At 66.5% G+C, this 19,901-nt stretch carries 25 protein-coding genes; 12 read left to right on the top strand and 13 right to left on the bottom strand.

What is annotated here, in order from left to right:
• The first annotated feature begins 46 nt into the window (after window positions 1–46).
• Window positions 47–1,249, top strand: a complete 1,203-nt coding sequence (locus A5651_RS22170) for a glycosyltransferase (RefSeq protein WP_066986121.1) — start codon at window positions 47–49, stop codon at window positions 1,247–1,249.
• Between the two features lie 63 nt (window positions 1,250–1,312).
• Here A5651_RS22170 and A5651_RS22165 read toward each other — a convergent pair whose 3' ends face one another.
• From A5651_RS22165 to A5651_RS22150, 4 genes are all read right to left on the bottom strand, one after another.
• Complete coding sequence (locus tag A5651_RS22165; RefSeq protein WP_066986118.1) at window positions 1,313–2,029, bottom strand: polysaccharide deacetylase family protein; 717 nt, start codon at window positions 2,027–2,029, stop codon at window positions 1,313–1,315.
• A gap of 154 nt (window positions 2,030–2,183) precedes the next feature.
• A complete protein-coding gene (locus A5651_RS22160) occupies window positions 2,184–3,398 on the bottom strand; it encodes an NAD(P)/FAD-dependent oxidoreductase (RefSeq protein ID WP_066986115.1) in 1,215 nt (404 codons plus the stop codon).
• A 3-nt stretch (window positions 3,399–3,401) separates the two neighbouring features.
• Window positions 3,402–3,590, bottom strand: coding sequence for a ferredoxin (locus A5651_RS22155; protein WP_066986112.1), 189 nt, complete (start codon window positions 3,588–3,590; stop codon window positions 3,402–3,404).
• Window positions 3,591–3,598: 8 nt separating this feature from the next.
• Complete coding sequence (locus A5651_RS22150; RefSeq protein ID WP_066986110.1) at window positions 3,599–4,528, bottom strand: metal-dependent hydrolase; 930 nt, start codon at window positions 4,526–4,528, stop codon at window positions 3,599–3,601.
• Window positions 4,529–4,672: 144 nt separating this feature from the next.
• On the opposite strand from A5651_RS22150, the gene A5651_RS22145 reads away from it, so the two are divergent.
• Window positions 4,673–5,248, top strand: coding sequence for a TetR/AcrR family transcriptional regulator (locus A5651_RS22145; RefSeq protein ID WP_066986108.1), 576 nt, complete (start codon window positions 4,673–4,675; stop codon window positions 5,246–5,248).
• Window positions 5,249–5,282: 34 nt separating this feature from the next.
• Here A5651_RS22145 and A5651_RS22140 read toward each other — a convergent pair whose 3' ends face one another.
• Together A5651_RS22140 and A5651_RS22135 are read right to left on the bottom strand one after the other, a co-directional pair.
• Window positions 5,283–5,495, bottom strand: coding sequence for a hypothetical protein (locus A5651_RS22140; RefSeq protein WP_066986106.1), 213 nt, complete (start codon window positions 5,493–5,495; stop codon window positions 5,283–5,285).
• 50 nt (window positions 5,496–5,545) lie between these two features.
• Window positions 5,546–5,914 carry a hypothetical protein gene (locus A5651_RS22135; RefSeq protein ID WP_156663114.1) on the bottom strand — a complete coding sequence of 123 codons (369 nt, stop codon included), beginning with the start codon at window positions 5,912–5,914 and terminating at the stop codon, window positions 5,546–5,548.
• A gap of 79 nt (window positions 5,915–5,993) precedes the next feature.
• Here A5651_RS22135 and A5651_RS22130 point away from each other — a divergent pair, with 79 nt between their 5' ends.
• The gene (locus A5651_RS22130) at window positions 5,994–7,223 is read left to right on the top strand and encodes a cytochrome P450 (RefSeq protein ID WP_066986102.1); all 1,230 of its coding nucleotides are present in this window, start codon (window positions 5,994–5,996) and stop codon (window positions 7,221–7,223) included.
• Window positions 7,220–7,411: a ferredoxin gene (locus A5651_RS22125; protein ID WP_066986100.1), complete on the top strand. Its 192-nt coding sequence runs from the start codon at window positions 7,220–7,222 to the stop codon at window positions 7,409–7,411. Before A5651_RS22130 ends, A5651_RS22125 begins: the two co-directional genes overlap by 4 nt.
• A 1-nt stretch (window position 7,412) precedes the next feature.
• Here A5651_RS22125 and A5651_RS22120 read toward each other — a convergent pair whose 3' ends face one another.
• The 3 genes from A5651_RS22120 to A5651_RS22110 all read right to left on the bottom strand — a co-directional run bounded on the left by A5651_RS22120 (window position 7,413) and on the right by A5651_RS22110 (window position 10,125).
• On the bottom strand, window positions 7,413–8,054 hold the full coding sequence (locus A5651_RS22120) for a PaaI family thioesterase (protein WP_066986097.1): 642 nt from the start codon (window positions 8,052–8,054) through the stop codon (window positions 7,413–7,415).
• Entirely contained in the window at window positions 8,051–9,346 is a 1,296-nt protein-coding gene (locus tag A5651_RS22115) for an adenylosuccinate synthase (RefSeq protein WP_066986095.1), read from the bottom strand. The genes A5651_RS22120 and A5651_RS22115 overlap by 4 nt, the downstream gene beginning before the upstream one ends.
• Window positions 9,347–9,438: 92 nt before the next feature.
• The gene (locus A5651_RS22110; RefSeq protein WP_066986092.1) at window positions 9,439–10,125 is read right to left on the bottom strand and encodes a hypothetical protein; all 687 of its coding nucleotides are present in this window, start codon (window positions 10,123–10,125) and stop codon (window positions 9,439–9,441) included.
• Window positions 10,126–10,279: 154 nt separating this feature from the next.
• Between A5651_RS22110 and A5651_RS22105 the strand changes: the two genes are divergently transcribed.
• Both A5651_RS22105 and A5651_RS26480 read left to right on the top strand, forming a co-directional pair.
• Window positions 10,280–11,125 (top strand): GNAT family N-acetyltransferase, encoded by an 846-nt coding sequence (locus A5651_RS22105; protein ID WP_066986088.1) that lies wholly within the window; start codon window positions 10,280–10,282, stop codon window positions 11,123–11,125.
• A gap of 39 nt (window positions 11,126–11,164) precedes the next feature.
• Complete coding sequence (locus tag A5651_RS26480; RefSeq protein WP_156663123.1) at window positions 11,165–11,329, top strand: methyltransferase; 165 nt, start codon at window positions 11,165–11,167, stop codon at window positions 11,327–11,329.
• On the opposite strand, the gene A5651_RS22100 is transcribed toward A5651_RS26480, so the two are convergent.
• Window positions 11,256–12,743, bottom strand: coding sequence for a hypothetical protein (locus A5651_RS22100; protein WP_066986085.1), 1,488 nt, complete (start codon window positions 12,741–12,743; stop codon window positions 11,256–11,258). The two genes, A5651_RS26480 and A5651_RS22100, sit on opposite strands and share 74 nt — an antisense overlap.
• A gap of 152 nt (window positions 12,744–12,895) precedes the next feature.
• Here A5651_RS22100 and A5651_RS22095 point away from each other — a divergent pair, with 152 nt between their 5' ends.
• The 3 genes from A5651_RS22095 to A5651_RS22085 all read left to right on the top strand — a co-directional run bounded on the left by A5651_RS22095 (window position 12,896) and on the right by A5651_RS22085 (window position 15,323).
• Complete coding sequence (locus A5651_RS22095; RefSeq protein ID WP_066986596.1) at window positions 12,896–13,492, top strand: peptidase M50; 597 nt, start codon at window positions 12,896–12,898, stop codon at window positions 13,490–13,492.
• A gap of 113 nt (window positions 13,493–13,605) precedes the next feature.
• The gene (locus tag A5651_RS22090; protein ID WP_066986082.1) at window positions 13,606–14,385 is read left to right on the top strand and encodes a site-2 protease family protein; all 780 of its coding nucleotides are present in this window, start codon (window positions 13,606–13,608) and stop codon (window positions 14,383–14,385) included.
• A gap of 44 nt (window positions 14,386–14,429) precedes the next feature.
• Window positions 14,430–15,323, top strand: a complete 894-nt coding sequence (locus A5651_RS22085) for a cation diffusion facilitator family transporter (protein ID WP_066986079.1) — start codon at window positions 14,430–14,432, stop codon at window positions 15,321–15,323.
• Here A5651_RS22085 and A5651_RS22080 read toward each other — a convergent pair whose 3' ends face one another.
• On the bottom strand, window positions 15,324–15,737 hold the full coding sequence (locus A5651_RS22080) for a DUF3151 domain-containing protein (RefSeq protein ID WP_066986077.1): 414 nt from the start codon (window positions 15,735–15,737) through the stop codon (window positions 15,324–15,326). It abuts the gene before it with no gap.
• A 71-nt stretch (window positions 15,738–15,808) separates the two neighbouring features.
• On the opposite strand from A5651_RS22080, the gene A5651_RS22075 reads away from it, so the two are divergent.
• Complete coding sequence (locus A5651_RS22075) at window positions 15,809–16,519, top strand: DUF4878 domain-containing protein (protein ID WP_066986074.1); 711 nt, start codon at window positions 15,809–15,811, stop codon at window positions 16,517–16,519.
• Between the two features lie 74 nt (window positions 16,520–16,593).
• Here A5651_RS22075 and fbaA read toward each other — a convergent pair whose 3' ends face one another.
• The gene (fbaA, locus tag A5651_RS22070; protein WP_066986593.1) at window positions 16,594–17,631 is read right to left on the bottom strand and encodes a class II fructose-bisphosphate aldolase; all 1,038 of its coding nucleotides are present in this window, start codon (window positions 17,629–17,631) and stop codon (window positions 16,594–16,596) included.
• Window positions 17,632–17,727: 96 nt separating this feature from the next.
• Between fbaA and A5651_RS22065 the strand changes: the two genes are divergently transcribed.
• Together A5651_RS22065 and A5651_RS22060 are read left to right on the top strand one after the other, a co-directional pair.
• Window positions 17,728–18,411, top strand: a complete 684-nt coding sequence (locus A5651_RS22065) for a VTT domain-containing protein (RefSeq protein ID WP_066986071.1) — start codon at window positions 17,728–17,730, stop codon at window positions 18,409–18,411.
• Window positions 18,412–18,591: 180 nt separating this feature from the next.
• A complete protein-coding gene (locus tag A5651_RS22060) occupies window positions 18,592–19,284 on the top strand; it encodes a maleylpyruvate isomerase family mycothiol-dependent enzyme (RefSeq protein WP_231988787.1) in 693 nt (230 codons plus the stop codon).
• Window positions 19,285–19,463: 179 nt separating this feature from the next.
• Here the strand turns inward: A5651_RS22060 and A5651_RS22055 are convergent, their stop codons facing one another.
• Entirely contained in the window at window positions 19,464–19,901 is a 438-nt protein-coding gene (locus A5651_RS22055; protein ID WP_066986068.1) for an SRPBCC family protein, read from the bottom strand.

The following is a 19,901-nucleotide window of genomic DNA, read 5'->3' as shown; positions in this document are numbered from 1 at the left end:
CGGGGTCTTGCGGCAAGACCCCTGGGATGCCCCAGAATCGCTGTCCATGCGAATTGTGTTGTGGACATGGGGTTCCCGTGGGGACGTCGAACCGATCATGGCGCTGGCGGTCGCACTGCGCGAACTCGGCGCCGAACCGCAGGTGATCGCACCGCCTGACTTCGCCGACCTCGCGGCCAGGGCCGGCGTCGAACTGGTTGCGATCGGGCAGTCCCTGCGCGAACTGCTGCACGGCGAGAAGCCGCTGACGCCCAAGGACGCACCTGCCACGGCGGCCCACCTGGTCGCCATGCAGTTCGACACCCTGGCCCCGGTCGCCGAGGGATGTGATGCGGTGGTGGCGTCGGGCTTGATGCCGGCAGGTGTGCGCACGATCGCCGAAATGCACGGCGTTTTATACATACTTGCCGCGCTGCACCCGTGCCCCATTCCATCACCACATCACGCGCCGCTGCCCCGGCCGGGCAAGCCGTTCCCGCCCGGAGCGGACAACCGGCTGCTGTGGGAGGTGGACGCCGAGCGCGTCCAGGCGCTCTACGGTGACCCGCTCAACACGCGTCGGGCCGCGCTGGGATTACCGCCCGTGCACAACGTGCGCGACCACGTGTTCACCCACAGCCCGTGGCTGGCCGCGGACCCGATCCTGGCGCCGTGGCCGGGATCGCCGTGGTTCGACGTGGTGCGGACCGGCGCCTGGTTCCTGCCCGACGAGCGGCCGCTGCCCGACGACGTCGCGGGCTTCCTCACCGCGGGTCCGCCTCCGGTGTACGTGAGCATGGGTAGTGTGCGGGCGCCCGCGGATGTCGCGCGGGTGGCCATCGGCGCGATACGCGAACACGGTCATCGTGTCCTCGTCGGCCGCGGGTGGGCCGATCTGGGTGTCGTCGACGACGGGAACGACTGCCTGGCGGTAGGTGAAGTGAACCACCAAAAGTTGTTCGGTCGGGTCGCGGCGGTCGTGCATCACGGCGGGGCGGGCACCACGACGACGGCCGCGCGCGCGGGCGTGCCGCAGGTTGTGGTGCCGCAGTTCGCCGATCAACCGTACTGGGCGGCCCGGGTGGCCGATCTCGGCATCGGCGCCGCGCACGACGGCCCGGAACCGACGGTCGCGTCGCTGTCGGCGGCGCTTGAGATCGCGCTGGCGCCCGAAACCAAGAAGCGCGCTCGGGCGGTGGCCACGCGGATCCGTACCGACGGCGCGGCACTGGCGGCTCAGCGTCTGGTCGACCGGATCACGGCTCGCTAAACGCTCCGCAGCGCCAGGCAGAACGCCGTACTGATCGGCAATGCAGCTTATTACGCAGTCGGCTCAGCCGAACACATCGTTAAGAGTGACGGTCGTCAGGTTGCGCTGATGAATGAGCTCGAGCAGTTGTCCGTAGCAGCCGGTGATCGTCGGCAGGTTGGCGTGCGCTAGCACGATCTGTTGCGGCTGAAACGATCTGGCGGCCGCCGCGACCAGATCAGGCGCGCTGATCGGACGCGAATCGCCAACCGTTCCGCTCCACAAAGTGATGGTGTGGTAGCCGAGGTCGGCAGCCACCCGGTCGGTGTCGGGAGTGTGCAGTCCGTAGGGCGGCCGGAAGAACGGCGTGCCGTCGGCGCCGTAAGTGTTGCGCAGAAAGTCGGCGTTGCGCTTGATCTGGTCGGCGACATCGGTTAACGAAAGCTTGGTGATGTAGGGATGTGACCAGGTGTGATTGGCCACCTGGATCTGCCCGGAGTCGACCATGGGGCGCAGAGCGGCGGCGTTGACCGTCCAGGATGGTTTGGCGCCGTTGACGAAGAAGGTCAGCCGGGTGCCGCTGTCGCGGCAGAATTGCGCGTAGGCCGCGACTACCTCGGTGCTGGCGCCGTCGTCGACGGTCAACGCGAGGTCGGTGCCGCCGCCGGGCAGGCTGGTCACCACCCCGTTGGGTGCGGGGATCCGTGCTGTGCCGGGGTCGGCGGCGGCGCGAGGAAGCGCGGCCGTGGCCACAGCCGCAGCGATACCGACCAGCAGTGTGCGGCGGTCGAACGTGTGCACGCATTGAGGCTACGCCCAGCCCTAGGCGTCGCCCAGTGTTGAATCACCAAGACCTTGTTGACAATTGCCTTTACGACGCCTGTCAGCAGCGCTCCAGCCAACCCACAGTGACGTGCCAGCACCAGCGACAGCCGCGCCCAAAGGTCGGCATCGACTAAGTGGTCTGCATCGCAAGGGCGGGCGGGAACGCTGCAAAGCCGGCAACGGCAGCACGGTAGTCGGTCACCCGGCCCGGAATGGTGCTGAGCACCGCGACCGTGCGACCCTCTTTGCCATATGCCGCAACGAATTCGCGGCCGATACTCCCCTCGATGATGTCCACCGAGTCGTATCCCAGTGGCACACCTAGCAATTGGAGTTTCACGTCGTACTGATCGGACCAGAAGTACGGCACCGCATCGTATTCCTGCGCCTCGTCGGGACCCACCAGAAGGTTACGCGCCGCGGTGATTCCCTGCCGCGACGCCTGGTCCCAGTGCTCGATCCGCAGATGTTGTTGGTAGCGCGGATGCCACCACCGCGCCACATCACCTGCGGCGAAGACACCGGTGGCACCCTCGGCGGCGCCGGTCGCATCGCAGACCACACCGTCGTCGACGGTGATGCCGGACCCTTGCAGCCAATCGGTGGCGGGGTCGACGCCGAGGCCGATCACCACCAGATCAGCGCTCACGGTCGACCCGTCGCCGAGCCGCACGCCCGTAACGCGGTCCTCACCGAGGAAACCGTCGACCGTGATACCGACGCGGACGTCGACGCCGTGCCGGCGATGCAAATCCGTCCAGCAGCTCCCGATCTGCTCGCCGAGTGCGGAGTGCAGCAGGGTGTCGGCACGCGACAGCAGCGTCACGTCCAACCCGATGGACCTCAGGCTCGCGGCGACTTCGGTACCGATGAACCCGCCGCCGATGACCACAACTCGGCTGCGCGCGGCCAGGCTCTCGCGGATGGCCAGGCAATCGTCGACCGTTCGCAGTGGCAGTACACCGTCAGGTGTCGGCCCGCCCGGCCATTGGCGGACGTCGGCGCCGGTGGCGATGATGAGGCCGTCGTAGTTCACCACGCGCTCCCCGTCACCGTCTCTCACCTGCAGAGTGCGCGATGCAGTGTCGAGTCGCAGCGCCGTCGCCTCTCGCAGCACACGCGCGTCGAAAGGGAATTGTGGTGCCATGTCTATGCCGGCCCGGTGTACTTCGCCGGTGAGCAGCTTCTTGGACAGCGCGGGCCGGTGATAGGGGTGGTGCCGTTCGGCGCCGACAACGGTTAGCTCACCGTCGAAGCCCTGCACCCGCAGGGTCTGCGCCGCCATCTGGCCTGCGACGCCGTCGCCGACCACGACCACCCGCTCGAGCCGCTGTTGTGACGCCATGGGTCAGTCCTTCACCGTGATAGCGCCGGTGGGACAGGACACCTGCGCCCCAACGAGTTTGGCCCGCAGCTCTTCGGGCGGATCTTCCTGGAGCAGATGAAGACCGTCCTCCCGGATGTCGAACATCTCCCGGCAGATGCTCATGCACACGCCGTTGCCGTCGCAGGTATCGAAATCCACCACAACCTTCATCGCCCCTCCTAGTTGTGTGCCGCTTGCAGTGCCGCTGATCGTTCGTGCGCCTGCGCGCGCTCGCGGGCGTCACGTGCCGCCGGCGAGTAAGCGAGATAGTCCAGCGCCGCCTGTGTGTCGGCCTCCGGTCCGGGATGGTGGCCGGGGCGCATGTACCGCAGCGGCACCGCCACCAGGAAGTTCCACGGGTCGGGCAACAACTCTTTGCGAGCGGCCCGGCGCCAGTACCGCCAGCGCCATTTGGCGTCGGTCGACGCGTCCTGAGACATCAGGTAGCGGGCGCCGACGACCCACCAGCCGATGAACAGCGGCGCGGTCATCATCATCGAAAAGGCCCTGATGGCATAGCTTCCGCTCACGTGCTGGTAAACGTCGAAGACCAAGGACCGGTGCTCGACCTCCTCGGCGCCGTGCCAGCGCAGCAGGTCGAGCATCACCGGGTCGGCGCCTGCTTTCTCGAGCCCCTTGTTCTGCAGCACCCACTGGCCGAGCACCGCAGTGAAATGTTCGAGCGCCGCCACGTCAGCCAGCCGCCGGTACAGCCACCACCGCTTCAGCGCCGGGGGAAAGAACTTCGGCGGATCACCCAGGGTGATCGACAAGGTCCGGCCGAGGCGGTTGGTGTATGCGGCGGTGTCGATGCCTTGTTCGGCGAGCCGATCGAGCACGACCTGGTGTGCCCAGGCGTGCCAGGACTCCTGCTGGATGAACGGCTTGATGGCCGCTTCCAGTTCTGGGTCGTCGACGAGTGACGACGCCTCGAGCACGGCCTTGATGAAGTGGCGCTCCCCTTCGGGCAGCAGTAGGTGCAGCACGTTGACCATGTGCGTGACGAAGGGGTTGTCCGGTACCCAATGCACAGGCAGGTTGGTCCAATCGAACCGAACCTGGCGGCGGTAGGCGGGGTGTCCGTCGTGATGGAGTTGCGCTTCAGGCATCGGCTGGCTCCCTCTGATCCGCTGCGTGTGTGGGTTGTTGTCGACAGCAGCCACGACAGTGACTTCTGCGCCATAATCCTAGGTAGACAGACGGGTCTGTACTTAAACCTGTCTGGTGCCGCCTGTTGGAGGAGAGGACGTCGTATGGGGGAAGCACCCAGTGCACGGGAGCGGATCATCGACACCTGCTACGACCTGTTCACCCGTCGCGGCGTCGGCGATGTCGGCGTCGACGAGATCGTCGCGAAGGCCGACGTTGCGAAGGCGACCCTGTACCGCCACTTTCCGTCGAAGGACGACATGGTGCTCGCGTTCATGGACCGGCGCGCCGAGGTCTGGACGAACGAAGTGATCGACCGGCAGCCCCGCGAGCGCTCCGACGACCCGAAAGGCCAGCTGCTCGCGCTGTTCGACGTGCTCGACGAGTGGTTCCACCAACGCTCCGACTACGAGGCATGCTCGTTCATCAAGACACTGTTCGAGGTCGGCCCCGAGGGCCGCGTCGGGCAGGCCTGCATCTCCCACCTCGATCGGATCCGCGACATTCTGCGTGCGCGGGCCGCCGCTGCAGGCCTGCGCGATCCCGAAGGTCTGGCCTGGCAGCTGAACATCCTGCTGAAAGGCAGCATCGTCTGCGCCGCCGAAGGCGACGCCGACGCGGCACGGCGCGCGAAGCCGCTCGTGGCGTGGCTCATCCAAGAGCACACTCCCGCGCGGTAGTTGGCCCGCTACTTCTGGCGCGACCCTTACCGGTTCACGCGCGGACGGTGACCTCCGCGAGCACGCGGTCCAAGGTATTGATCGCGCGCACCGCGGCACGCACAGGGCCGGGCCGGATTTCCGAGACGCCCACCATGTCGAAAAGCACCATGTCGCTTCGTTTCTCGTCGGCGTCGGCGGCTTCGCCGGCCAGCATCCGCCGGATGGCGGCAATGGTGGCGTGGGCACGGGTGGCAGCGTGGCCCATCGCTCCGGCGGTATCCGGCGGCGGCTTGGAGTCCGCATCGGCCCGCGAGGCTAAGACACCTGCCCGCGCAAGCGCGTGTGCCGACCGATTGCCGATCTGCAATCCCCGCAACAACCTTCGGACCCCGTGACGCAGGTCCGCCCGCGGCCCCATCTGCAACGGCTTGCCCCGCGGTGACGGCGCTTTGCAGCCGCGGCCAGCGTCACCGCGCCCAGCGACGGGAGGCTCATCAGCAGCGTGGTGATGTTGCGGCGGCGCTGATCGCGGTCCTTCACTGCCGCTGAGGACTGCATGGCCACCACGGCGCCGAACATCGCAACGGTGACCGGTTCACCGGTGGGGCGGGTGATAGCGAGCATCGCGGCGATGGCAACCACCAGCGATGCCGTCGTAGCCCCGCCGAGCGAAGCCGGACCCACGTCCCCGATTGTCCGACATCGCACAGGCGCGTGGTCGTGGCGCTCCCCGCATCGCGGGCGGCGCGCTAGCGTCGTATCCATGGCTCGAACCGATGCCGCGCCCCACGGCGAAGCGCAGCAGCTGCCGCCGCTTCACATGCGCCGCGACGGGTTCAGCCCGATCGCGGCGCTCGGCGAGATCCGCGAGAGCGTAGGCGTGCGCCAGGTCACCAACGCTCTCGGAATGCAGGTCTATCTGATCACCCGGCACGACGACATCAAGGCCGTGCTGGCCGACCATGAACGCTTCTCCAACCAGCGGCCGCCAGGCTTCCCGATGCCCGCCGGAGCGCAGCTGTCCGAACAGGAGCTGGCCGCCGTCCGCGCCGGCAATCTGCTCGGCCTCGACCCGCCAGAGCACGCCCGGTTGCGCCGCATGCTGACACCCGAGTTCACCATCAGACGCATGAAGCGTCTCGAGCCGCGCATCGTGGAGATCGTCGACGCGCAACTCGATGCGATGGAATCCGCCGGTGCGCCAATCGATTTGGTCGAGAACTTCGCGCTGCCGATCCCGTCGCTGGTGATCTGCGAACTGCTCGGCGTGCCCTCCGACGACCGGGAGGACTTCCAGCGCCGCAGCGCGCGCCAGCTGGACTTCTCGGTGCCGATACCCGAGCGGATGAAGTTGCAACAGCAGGGCCGGGCATACATGACCACGCTGGTGGCACGTGCGCGTCGCCAACCGGGCGACGACATCCTCGGCATGCTGGTACGCCAGCACGGTCACGAGTTGACCGACGACGAACTCATCGGCGTGGCCGGCCTTCTGCTGCTCGCCGGCCACGAGACCACGTCGAACATGCTGGGCCTCGGCGTACTGGCGCTGTTGCGCCACCCCGGACAACTCGCCGCGGTGCGCGACGATCCCGAGGCCGTCGGTCCGGCGGTGGAGGAACTGTTGCGCTGGCTGTCTATCGTGCAGACCGCGATACCCCGGATCACCACGACCGACGTCGAGGTCGCCGGTGTGCCGATCCCGGCGGGCCGGCTGGTTTTCGCGTCGCTGCCGTCGGGCAACCGCGACGCGGATTTCATTGAAGACCCGGAGATCCTCGACGTCGGCCGCGGTGCACCGGGCCACCTCGCGTTCGGGCACGGTATCCATCACTGCCTCGGCGCCCCGCTGGCCCGGATGGAGATGCGCATTGCGTTCCCTGCCCTGCTGCGTCGGTTCCCGCACATCGCCTTGGCAGAGGAGTTCACCGATGTGCAATTCCGCACCTGGAATTTCATCTATGGGCTCCGATCATTGGAGGTGAGCTGGTGAGAGTGCATGCCGACCGCGACCTCTGCATCCAGGCCGGTAACTGTGTCATGGTGGCGGACAACCTCTTTGACCAGGACGACGACGGCATCGTGGTGATGCTCGTCGACGACATACCCGCCGGTGAAGAGGATAAGGCGCGCGAGGCGGTCAAGCTCTGCCCGTCGCAGGCCTTGAAGATCGTCGACTAGCTCACGGCTGACCCGGCAGCAGCCGGATCATCAGCCCGTTGGCCTCGGCCAACAGATTGCCGTCCGGGTCGCGCAGTTCGGCGTTGACGAACGCCTTGCGGCCCTCGGTCGCTCTCACCCATCCCCTCATCGACAGCGGGGTGTTGATCGGTGTGACCTTGCGGTAGTCGACATGCAGGAAACCGGTGCGGCTGATGGGCCGTCCGGAGGCGTGGATCACCATGCCGAACATCGAGTCGAACATCAGCGGCAGCACACCCCCGTGCACCGCATAGTTGCCGCCGACGTGATAGCGGCTGAAGCTCACGGTCAACTCGACGGCTTCGGCGTCGAATTTCGACACCCGGTACGGCGGCATCAGCAGGCTGCCCGAGCCGGGCAACTCCGGAACCCTGTTCGCCGGGCCCACCCCTTCGGGCGCCTCGAACGGCTCGAGCAGACCCACCAATTCTTCGGCGCGGTCGGCCGCTTTCTCCCAGGTATCGCTGTCGGGGTCGGCCGACACCGCGAGATCCTGCGCCTTGCGCATCGCGGCGAGGAACCGGCCGAATCCCGGACCCGGTTGGGCCGCTTCGAAATTCGGGAACCCGCCGTGTCTGTCGTACTCGGGGTCGACGAGCCGTGGATCGCCGGGGCCACTCACGAGGTGGCCAGAATGTCGCGGCGCACAATCGTCTGGTCCCGGCTAGGGCCGACGCCGATGCATGAGATATGCGCGCCCGCAAGCTCTTCCAGCCGTAACACGTAGTCGCGAGCCTTGGCCGGCAGGTCGTCGAACTCCCGCGCTCCCGAGATGTCCTCCCACCAGCCGGGCATCTCCTCGTAGATCGGCTGCGCGTGGGCGATGTGGCTCTGTGTCATCGGCATGTCGTCGGTCCGCTTGCCGTCGACGGTGTATCCGACGCAGATCGGCACCGTCTCAAGGCTGGACAGCACGTCGAGCTTGGTCAGGAAGTAGTCGGTGATGCCGTTGACCCGGGTGGCGTAGCGCGCGATCACCGCGTCGAACCAGCCGCAGCGGCGCCGCCGGCCGGTCGTCACGCCGAACTCCCCGCCGGTCTTCGACAGGTATTCGCCCATCTCGTCGAACAATTCGGTGGGGAACGGGCCCGATCCCACCCGGGTGGTGTACGCCTTGAGAATGCCCAGCACCGTGGTGATACGGGTCGGGCCGATTCCGGAGCCGACGGCCGCGCCGCCCGCGGTCGGGTTCGACGACGTCACGAACGGATAGGTGCCGTGGTCGACGTCGAGCAGCGTGCCCTGCGAGCCTTCCAGCAGTACAGTCTCGCCGTTGTCGAGCGCGACGTTGAGCAGCCGCCGGGCGTCGGCGATGCGGTGCTTGAAGCCCTCGGCCTGCGTCAGCAGGTTGTGCAGCACCTCGTCGGGCTCCAGCGCCTTGCGGTTGTAGATCTTGACCAGCACCTGATTCTTGAATTCCAATGCGGCTTCGATCTTTTGGGCCAGCTGCGCCTCGTCGAGCACGTCGGCGACGCGGATCCCGATGCGGGCGATCTTGTCCTGGTAGCAGGGGCCAATGCCGCGGCCGGTGGTGCCGATCTTCTTGCTGCCCGCATACCGCTCGACCACCTTGTCGATGGCGACGTGGTAGGGCATCAACAGATGCGCGTCGGCGGAGATCAGCAGCCGTTCGGTGTCGACGCCGCGATCGTTGAGACCCTTGAGCTCGTCGAGCAGCACGCCCGGATCGACTACGACGCCGTTGCCGATCACGTTGGTCACGCCGGGGGTCAGGATGCCCGACGGGATCAGGTGCAGCGCGAAGTTCTCACCCGTCGGCAGCACGACGGTATGGCCGGCATTGTTGCCGCCCTGGTACCGCACGACCCATTGGACGCGGCCCCCGAGCAGATCGGTGGCCTTCCCCTTGCCCTCGTCGCCCCACTGAGCGCCGATGAGCACGATTGCCGGCATGGCGTTTCTCCCGCGTTGATTTTCCGCCCCGGATCGTAGATGTTAGCCGTCGAGGGCAGGTGCGAGAGAACGCTCGGGGCTTTGCGCCCCGATCAGCAGCCCCAGCAGTAGTGATAACAGTGCACGCCGCCGCACCAGGTCGTTGCCGACGGCCCGTCAGCGACCGCGACCGGCTTGACGCGCCACGTCGTTTCGATGGCGTTCTCATCCGGGACCGCTGCGCTGTCGATCACGGCGCAGTGCAGTGCCCGGCGCGGCTTGTCACATGTCTCCATCAGGTCTTTGTCGTCAGAGATGCCGAGCTGGTTGCGGATAAGCCGCACGCCAAACCGGTCCATCTTGCCGCGCTCCCGCAACCGTTCGGCGAATCCGGCGAGGACTTCTTCGTCGTGCGGACCCAGCGGTGCGGCGGGTCCGAAGTCCGCCGGCCCCGCGAATTCCATTCCCACAAGGCCGATACCGGAAGTCACCGTCGAATCGAAGCGCAAGGAGGTCGGCTGAAGCCCGGTGGTTGAGAAGGCCGCCCGGTCGATGAGCGTGGTGTGGGTCTGCGGCGGCCGGGCGATCGCTCGCTCGACGAAGACTTCACCCGGCTCGGGCAGGAAATGCTTGTGCAGGAGCCACACCGCAAAGCGGTCCCACCCACCGCTGGCGACCAGATAGTCACCGAGCTCCTCGATGGTCTCGCGGTCGTCGACGGTCAGCACGCCAACATCGCTGGCGTCCATGTCGGCTAGTTGTTCGTAATCCTCGACATCGTGATCCCGGAGAGTCAGCATATTGGTGTCCTAACGTGCTGATGCGGCCCTGCCTGGGCCTTTGATACGCGGGACGCTAGCACCTAGAAAATGGCCCGAGAGCAATTTTGCAGTTCTCCGTCAATATTCTCGGATTTGCTCAGCAGTCGCGATGACAGCGGGATGATTGGCCGGCATGGAGGTGCGGCTACACGGAACAGTGGACGACTTCCGTGATGTCGCCGTGCCCATATATCGGCGCGACCCCGTGTCGGCGACGGTGGAACTCATGGTGCTCAGCGACCGCATGGTCGATCGCAATCCGGCGCCGCTGCTCGCGACGGTATGGAACGGGGCATCAGCGGTCGGTGCGGCGTTTCAGACGTTGCGCTCGCCGTTGTTGTGCGCGGGAGTGCCCGAGCCCGTGGTGGGCACGGTGGTCACCGAGCTGGCCGAACGCTGTCCCGACCTCAACGGCGTCCACGGGCCGGTCGGCACGACGACGGCGTTCGCCGAAGGATGGTGCGCGCTCACCGGCAGCTTCGCCACAGTACGCAACAACGAGCGGCTGCACCGATTGGACGCGTTGCTGCCACCGACATCGGTCGCGGGTAGTCCACGGCATGCAGATGCAGCCGACCAGAATCTGATTAACTTGTGGTTCAATGGGTTTCGCGCTGAGGCGCTGGGTCTGCCGGTGGACGCAGATGTCGACCGCCGCAATGTTCGTACCGCCAAGGGTCCGCCCGACGAGATAGTCCTGTGGACGCTGGACGGTATGCCGGTGAGCATGGCGGGCGTGCGGTCGCCGGTCGCCGACGTGTCCCGCATCGGACCGGTCTACACGCCGCCGGATCGCCGCGGGCAGGGCTACGGCGCCGCCGTCACCGCTGCGGCGACGCAATGGGCGCTCAGCCGGGGCGCCACCGACGTGGTGCTGTTCACCGACGTGACCAAACCCGCCGTCAACGCCGTCTACCAGCGTATCGGGTTCCGGCCCGTCACTGATTTCCTGCGCATCGACTTCGGAAGGCCTCGGTAGTGGACGCTGCGCGACGCCGCTCAGTCGGTGGCGCCGACCATGCTGCTCGGTGATCTCAACATGATGGTCAACACCGGTGGCAGGCAGCGGACGCGGGCGGAGTTCGAAAGGCTCTGCCGCTCAGCGGGTTTCACTGTTCATTCGGTGAAGCCGCTTCCACCTCCGGTGGCGTCGTCGGTGCTGGAGGCGACGCCGGCGCCCTGACCTGTCCGTTCACGAGTGCGAACAGGGCGTCGCTCGAGCGGCTCACCAACTCGCCCACCATATCGTCGGATGCGGGTGCCTCCAGCAGACCGTCGGCGACAGCGCACCGCAATTCAATGACATCGCCCGTACCAGCCACGGCATCGAGAGCTGGCAGCTGCCGCGCCGCGCCGATGCCCGACAGAATCGCTCGCGCCGACGTGACATCTTGCATGGCAAGGCCTTTCAGCTCTTTCAGTAGCGTCGTGCCCTCTGCCAGAGTGCGCCGTAAGCGGGCGGTCTCGCGCGCATACAGGTCGAGGTACAGATGCCGAGTCGAGCCGTCCGGGACTGGGTTCGGGTCGAGGAGGTCGAGCAGCGAGAGCAGCCACTGAGTCAGTTTCTGGCCGGTGGTACCCAGTGTGGTCCGGCATTGTGGCTGCGTCATCAGCTGCGTCGCGAGAAAACGGGCACGCGTGCGCGCGCGGTGGCTGGGGGTCATCCCCCCGGCAGGGCCGAAGGTCGCCTCGAGTTCGGGGCCCCGTCGTTCGGCGACGGCGCTGAGCAGCGCAAGGTGCACGTAGACGTGGAAGGCGGCCAATGCTCGCCAGGTGTTCCACCGGTTGGCGCCGACGAGGTTCGAGGGATTCCACGGGATGACGAGGAAGCGGTCGGCGTTCGCCATGAACATGTCTGCGCCGAACAGGTCATAGAGCTTCAGGTGCGCCGACTCGTGCAGCAGGCTCTCGGCAATCACCCACGGCCCGGGCGCGTTCCGGCCCACAAGGGCCATCCCGCCGAGATCGGGGCGGGAACTCGACCCGAACGACCGTGACTCCGGAACGCACGCAACCACCCGGCAATGGTGTAAAGCGCTGGGGGCCAACACCGGAACAAGCTCAGCGAGAAGCCGCTCCCCGCTTTGCAGCAGCTCGACCGAGCGGGCGTCAGGCGACGGCGGCGGCATGCCGTAGCGGGCGGCGACGATCTGCCGGAAGGCGTGACCGTACGCATCGTCACGATCGTCGTCGCGCCAGATCCAGCCGTGCTGGGGTGCCGTACCCAAGGCCACCAGCGAGCCGTCCTGCAGTGGTGTATCAGCCCCGCCTTGTCGCACGTAGCGCGCCGCGGAGTAAAAGACCGCGCAACAATCGTCCAGCGGCAGCAACCGGGGGCCACCGACTGGGTTGGAGAACAGCTGCCTGTGCGCGTGGCCGATTGCCGCACGCAGGGTCGGCTCGGTGAAGAGCCGGTGATCCCGCGGGCCGCTTGCCACCGCGTCGAGCAATTCTTCAGCAGGCGACAGTCGGGAGGCGACGTCGGCGAGCGCACCGACGAGACGGTCGCGGCTGAGGCCGAGGATGTGCCGGTCGTCTCCGTAGACGGCATGGCCGGCCAGAGACCGCTCGACCGATTCACAGGGGTCCATCGTCATTCACTCGAAGATCAACACGTTGGGCAGGGAGTCGTCGAGCTGTCGTAACAGGGTATATCCGATGCAGCTGGACGACACAGGAACGCTTCTGCTACGCACTCCACTGGCGGGTCGGCGATGTCGTGGGCCTGGACTTGAGCCGAGGAGACGCGGTGACCACCAGCATCGTGGTGTTGCTGTTCAGCGGTCGACGGCAGCCGCGGCCGCTCGTTGGTTTGGAGACGCTGACGTCGGCCGGGCCGGACGACATCGACGCCGCCGCCGAGCGGTGCGGGCGACTGATTGTCGTAGGCTCGGACGCCGACCTCGCCGCAGTGTTGACTCGCCTGTTACACACCGACCGGCTCGACGTCGAGGTCGCTCACGTCACCGGGTGGTGGACGGCGCGGCGGGCGCGGCGGGCCATCGCGCGGCGGGTCCCGCTGATCCGCGACGAGACCGGCCGCGTCATCGTCGGCGCCGCCGAGTGGCGCGGGGTCGACGGCGCCCCTCTGCACGGCGAGGCCGTCGTCGACGACGCCCAGTTGTTCGACGGCGACGTGGCCGGGGTCCAGATCGAACCCACCCGCTCCATGCCCGGACTGCGCGCGGCAGTCAGTGGCGGGATCCGCCGGCGCTGGGTGGCCGGCCGGGCGGCTCAGCTCGGCACGACAGGGGCGACGGTGCTGCGCGACGGGACGGCCGATGGCAAAGTTGTGCGCCGATCGACTTTTTACCGCCACACTCAGGGCTGGCTGCTGGTCGAATAACGCGCGTGCGGATCATCGTCACCGGTGGCAACAGTGGCGTTGGCAAGGAAGCGGTCGAGCTGACCGCATGCGACTGCCCGCACTGACCGGCACTTGACCGGTAGCTTCGTGACGTGAACGTTCCAGTCGTGGCGGGGTCGGTGCGCCCGAGCCCGATCTTTTTGGCCATCGTGGCGATCACCGCGGGAGGCGGCGTGGCGGCGTGGCAGGCCGCCCGCGACGTGGCGCCGCTGGCCTACGTCGGCGTCTTCACCTTCGTCATCGCGGGCTGGCTGGTGTCGCTGTGTGTCCACGAGTTCGCGCACGCGTTCCTCGCCTGGCGGTTCGGCGACCACGGCGTCGCGATGCGGGGTTACCTGACACTCAATCCGTTCAAATACACCCATCCGGTGCTGTCGCTGGTATTGCCGATCGTGTTCATCGCGCTCGGCGGAATCGGTGTGCCCGGCGGCGCGGTGTACGTGCGGACCGATTTCATGACCAAGTGGCAGAAGACGATCGTCAGCCTCTCGGGCCCCTTCACCAACGTGGCCTTCGCGGTGATCCTGCTCGCGCTGACGGCCGTGTTCTATGACCCCGCGCACGGCGTCTTCTGGGCGGGCATGGCCTTTTCGGGCTTTCTTCAGGTGACTGCCGTCGTGTTGAACCTGTTGCCGGTGCCGGGGCTCGACGGCTACAGCGCGCTGGAGCCACACCTGAGCGCCGACACTGCGCGGGCGCTGGCACCGGTCAAGCAGTGGGGCCTGTTCATCCTGCTGTTCCTGTTCATCGGCACCCCGTTGAGCCAGTACTTCTTCTCGGTCGTGACGTGGTTCGTTGACCTCTTCGGCGTGTCCCGGTCACTGGTCGGCGCGGGCAGCGCGCTCACCCGGTTCTGGTCAGCCTGGTTCTAGACACCGCCTTGCGACATATGCGTTGCTACGCATAAATTGAAGGGATGGGTGCGGGCCATGACCACGGCGGTGCCGACACCCGCGTCAGCCGGATGATCCTCGCCGCGGTCATCCTCTCCGTCTTCTTCATCGTCGAGCTGACGACCGCGCTGCTAATCGACTCGATTGCGCTGCTGGCCGACGCGGGGCACATGCTGACCGACCTGGTCGCCATGTTCATGGGCCTGACGGCGGTGCTGCTGGCCCGCCACGGCAGCGCATCGCCGAAGCGCACCTACGGCTGGCACCGCGCCGAGGTGTTCACCGCCGTGGCGAACGCGGTGCTCTTGCTGTTCGTCGCGGGCTTCATCCTCTACGAGGCGGTGGAGAGGCTCGGTGACGCGCCCGACGTGCCAGGTGTGCCGATGATCGTCGTCGCGCTGGCCGGTCTGATTGCCAACGCGGTCGTGGTGCTGCTGCTGCGGTCGCAGTCCGAGGAGAGCCTCGCTGTCAAGGGCGCCTACATGGAGGTCGTCGCCGACACCGTCGGCAGCATCGGCGTGCTGATTGCCGGCATCGTCACCGTCACCACGCACTGGCCCTACGCCGACGTGGTGGTCGCGGTGTTCGTCGCGTTGTGGGTGCTGCCGCGGGCGTTCTCGCTCGCGCGGGCGGCGCTGCGCATCCTGTCGGAGTCGTCGCCGAGCCACATCGACGTCGAGGAACTGCGCACCGCGCTGTGCGCGGTGCGCGGCGTTACCGAGGTACATGACCTGCACGTGTGGACGCTGGTGCCCGGCAAGGACATGGTGACCGCGCACCTGACGTCGACCGCAGACTCGGCCTCCGTGCTGGACGAAGCCAAGGCGGTGCTCACCGCTCGCGGGTTGGAGCACGCCACAGTTCAGGTCGAACCGCCCGAGGCGGCGGGAGACTGCAACTGCGAGGCGAGCTGGTAGCTAGAGCCCCAACGCGCCGCGCGCCGCCGGATCGCAGTCGTCGAGCAGATCCAGACAGCGCGCGTGCTCGTCGGACTCGCCGATGGCGTCGGCGGCCTTGGCGAGCGCCGCCACACACCTCAGGAAGCCACGGTTGGGCTCGTGCGAATACGGCACGGGCCCAAAGCCCTTCCAACCGTTGCGCCGCAGCTGGTCCAGGCCGCGGTGATAACCGGTGCGGGCGTAGGCGTATGCGGTGATGACCTGTTCGTCGGCCAACGCGTTCTCGGCGAGCGCGGCCCAGGCGACCGACGCGGTGGGATGCGCCGCAGCGACGATCGCAGGGTTCTCGTCGGCCTCGAGCTCCGCCTCGGCCGCGCTGTCGCCCGGTAGCAGGATCGGATTCGGTCCCAGGAGATCACCCATACGCGTCATAGGCCTATTGTGCTCCTGCGCGAATTAAGCTCGTGCATAGAGCCGACCAAGGAATAGGACCAGCTGCAGGGATGTCGAACCCATCGGGGCCCGACCAGGGCCATGAGCCGGCCGACAGCGCCCCCACCGAAGCGGCCCCCGCCATCGGTGACGACGCGGCCGAGCGGCGGTACACCGCGCCGTCGGCGATGGATTCGTCGGCGACGAAGTTCATCGAACGGACGCCCGACCCGGCGACCGAGATCATCTCCACCCCGACCGAACCGATCAATTCGGGTAAACCGATTGCGCCGCAGACGATTCCGCCGCGCGGAGACACGCCGAAGGTGCCGGGTCGCCGCCGCAGCTGGGGATGGGTGGTGGCGCTGATCCTGGTGATCGCAGCGCTGGCCGCCGTGGCGATACTGGGCACGTTGCTGCTGACCCGTGACGCGGACTCGAGCGCGTCACAGGAGGACAGGGTCCGTTCGACGATCGAAACTTTCGACGCGGCAGTGCAGAAGGGTGACCTGGCCACACTGCGCACGATCACCTGCGGGGCGACGCGGGACAGCTACGTCGCCTACAACGATCAGGCCTGGGCCGACACCCACGCCCGGGTGGCGGCGGCCAAGCAGTATCCGGTGGTGGCGAGCATCGACCAGGTGGTCGTCAACGGCGACCACGCCGAGGCCAACGTCACGACATTCATGGCCTACGCCCCGCAAACCCGGTCTTCCCGCAGCTTCGACCTGCAGTTCCGCGACGACCAATGGAAAATCTGCCAGACGCCTGGCGCCTAGCCGGCGGGACTCGATTGCCGGCTCAGCCGGCGGGACTCGATTGCCGGCTCAGCCGGCGGGACTCGATTGCCGGCTCAGCCGGCTGACACACTCCGGCCCGCACTGTGCAGGTCGTTGCACGCCTCGACGACACGCTCGGCCATGGCGGCCTCGGCCTTCTTCATGTAGCTGCGCGGGTCGTAAACCTTCTTGTTGCCGACTTCGCCGTCGACCTTGAGCACCCCGTCGTAATTGCTGAACATATGGCCCGCGACTGGGCGGGTGAACGCGTACTGCGTGTCGGTGTCGACGTTCATCTTGACCACGCCGTAGCTCAGCGACTCCTCGATCTCCGACTTCAGCGATCCCGAGCCGCCGTGGAAAACGAAGTCGAAAGGCTTTGCGTCATCGGATAATCCGAGCTTGGCGGCCGCCACCTTCTGGCCTTGGGCCAGGATGTCGGGACGGAGTTTGACGTTGCCCGGCTTGTACACCCCGTGCACGTTGCCGAACGTCGCTGCGAGCAGATAATGGCCGTGTTCGCCCGCACCTAGCGCCTCGATCGTCTTCTCGAAATCCTCCGGTGTGGTGTAAAGCTTTTCGTTGATCTCGGCCTCGACGCCGTCCTCCTCGCCACCCACGACACCGATCTCGATCTCCAAAACGATCTTGGCCGCGGCCGCATCGGCCAACAGTTCCTTGGCGATGGACAGGTTCTCGTCGATGGGCACCGCCGAGCCATCCCACATGTGCGACTGGATGAGCGGGTTGCCGCCGTCGGCCACCCGCTTCTGCGAGATCGCCAGCAGTGGCCGCACGTAGGTGTCGAGTTTGCCCTTCGGACAGTGGTCGGTGTGCAGCGCAACCGTTATCGGGTAACGCTCTGCGACGACGTGGGCGAACTCGGCCAGGGCCACCGCCCCGGTGACCATGTCCTTGACGCCCAGGCCCGAGCCGAATTCCGCGCCGCCGGTCGAGAACTGGATGATTCCGTCGCTACCCGCGTCGGCGAATCCCTTCAGCGCGGCATTGATTGTCTCCGACGACGTGCAGTTGATCGCGGGAAAGGCATACGAGTGCGCCTTGGCGCGGGCCAGCATCTCGGCATAGACCTCGGGGGTGGCGACGGGCATGGGCCTGTCCTCTCGCTGTTCGGGCTCCATCTGCAGTATCTCAAGAGCAGACGCGCTCAGCAGCGTCTCGAGGGCCCGCCGGTATCTTGGGGAGCCATGACCACCACCACGACGGTGATGTTGATGCCGGAGTTCCTTGACCCGATCAAGCTCATCGGCTACTTCGGGGCCTGGGCACTGATCGGCGTGCTGGTGGTGATCTTCATCGAATCCGGTGTGCTGTTCCCCGTGCTGCCCGGCGACACGCTGCTGTTTGTGGCGGGCATGCTGGCCGCGGGGACGGCGGCGGCCGGCGAGGCCGATTTTCAACTGTGGCAACTGCTGGTCTTCGTCCCGATCGCCGCTGTCCTCGGCGGGCAGGTGGGCTACTTCATCGGCCGGTACGTCGGCACGCACATGTTCAGGCCCAGCGCTCGCATCCTCAAACAGCGCTACCTGGACGAGGCACACGCCTTCTTCGAACAGCGGGGGCCGTTTGCAATCGTGATCGCCCGCTTCGTGCCGATCGTGCGGACGCTGGCTCCCATCACCGCGGGCGCCGCCCGGATGGGCTACGCGGTCTTCACCCTGTTCAATGTCGTCGGCGCGCTCGTGTGGGGCGTCGGCCTGATCCTGCTCGGGTACGGGCTGGGCCAGTTCGAGATCATCCAGAAACTGCTCGAGCCGATCTTCATCCTCATCGCGCTCGCCTCGATCACCCCGATGATCGTCGAGTGGTACAAGCGACGGAAGGCCGCCCGCGCCGCGGATGCTCACCCGGTGGCGCCGGCCGAGGATTAACGGCGTTCAGAGGCCGTGAGGGTGCGTCCGTACCTCCGCCCGCATCTTATTGTTACCACAAGTTTCTCTTAACTTTCTTAAGATTGAGGTACGGTCGCGTCTCGTGTGGAAACAGACGGTGCCTGTCGGCTCGGAACGATGAGGGGCCGCGGCAACGCTGGTTTCCCGACGATCCATCTCATGGACAGGACGGTGGAAATGCTTGACATCATGTATCGCCAGGCGCGGACCCGGGTCGCCGGGCTGGCCGCGACACTATGCGACGAGCAGCTGCAGGCCCCCGTACCCGCAACGCCCCGATGGACCGCGCATGAACTGCTGGCACATCTAGTGGGTTGTAGCGCCGATGCCGCCAGCGGACGGGTGGACGGAGCTCCCGGTGAACAGTGGACGGCGCGTCATGTCGCTGAACGACGGCATCGCCCGGTGGGTGAGCTGCTCGACGAGTGGGAACGCATCGGCCCGGCGGCGGAGTCCACTCTGACCGAAGAACAGATCTTCGGACCCAACATCGCCGCAGATGTCATCTGCCACGAGTCAGACCTGCACGAGGCTTTCGGACTTGCGCGTGTCGACCGCGAGCACTGGAATCCGTTACTCGATGCCATGACGCTTTTCCTCCGGAAACGGCTCCACCGCAGCAGCACTCTGTTAATCCGCGATGACGAAGGACAGCAGTGGAATTTCGGTTCAGGGGAACCAACGACAGTACTTCGAGTCGACGGGTACGAACTACTTCGCGCCATGCATAGTCGTCGTTCACGGCGCCAGATCGCCGCATGGGATTGGTCACCCGTGCCGGTCGAGCACGTGGTCGAGCGTCTCGGCTTCTTCGGCCCACGCGACGATGACCAGCCCATCCCACCCGCTTGAGTATGACGTCGCCGGTGTATCCGGCTCAAAAGGCCAAGCGCCCCACACGAGTGAAGAAGACAACTCGACCGCAATGCCGGCCGCATCAAAAGGAGTGCGCGACACCGATTCCGCTCGAGATCCTCCGCGGTTGACTCCTCATCGCCGAGAGCGCCGAGACCGTGGAACCAGGCGGCCAGTTATCTTGACGTTGCACGCGTTTCGGCAACGCGTGCCGCTGCGCGTGTGGCGATGCGGATGGCGACGGGCCCGAATATCTGGGTTCCCGGTATGCGTGTGCAGAAGCGTATGTCGGTTGAAAGCCGGCTACCCACTCCTTCGGGTTCAATAGTGACCTCGCCGATGTAGTCGCGAAATGGCAATCCAGACAGCAGGCGGTAGCGCAGACGCCGAGGTGGGTCGAATTCGATGACCTCCTCACGAGTGGGCGGCCCGAACAGGTGCAGCGAACGAATCGCGCCGACCCCATTTGGGTGTGGTGTACCCGGCTTTTCAAGTATGGCTTTGCGGAACGGCGTCCATTGCGCCATTCCGGTGTGGTCGGAGACGACCTTCCAGACGGTGTCGGGCGTCGCTTCGACGTGTCGGGACACGACGTAGTGGTAGAGCCTGCTCAT

Origin of the sequence: Mycobacterium sp. 1274761.0, from assembly GCF_001668615.1 — a bacterium.
Lineage (GTDB): Bacteria > Actinomycetota > Actinomycetes > Mycobacteriales > Mycobacteriaceae > Mycobacterium.
The sequence above is the reverse complement of the archived record's forward strand: the minus strand, read 5'-3'. Positions and strand labels throughout refer to the sequence as shown.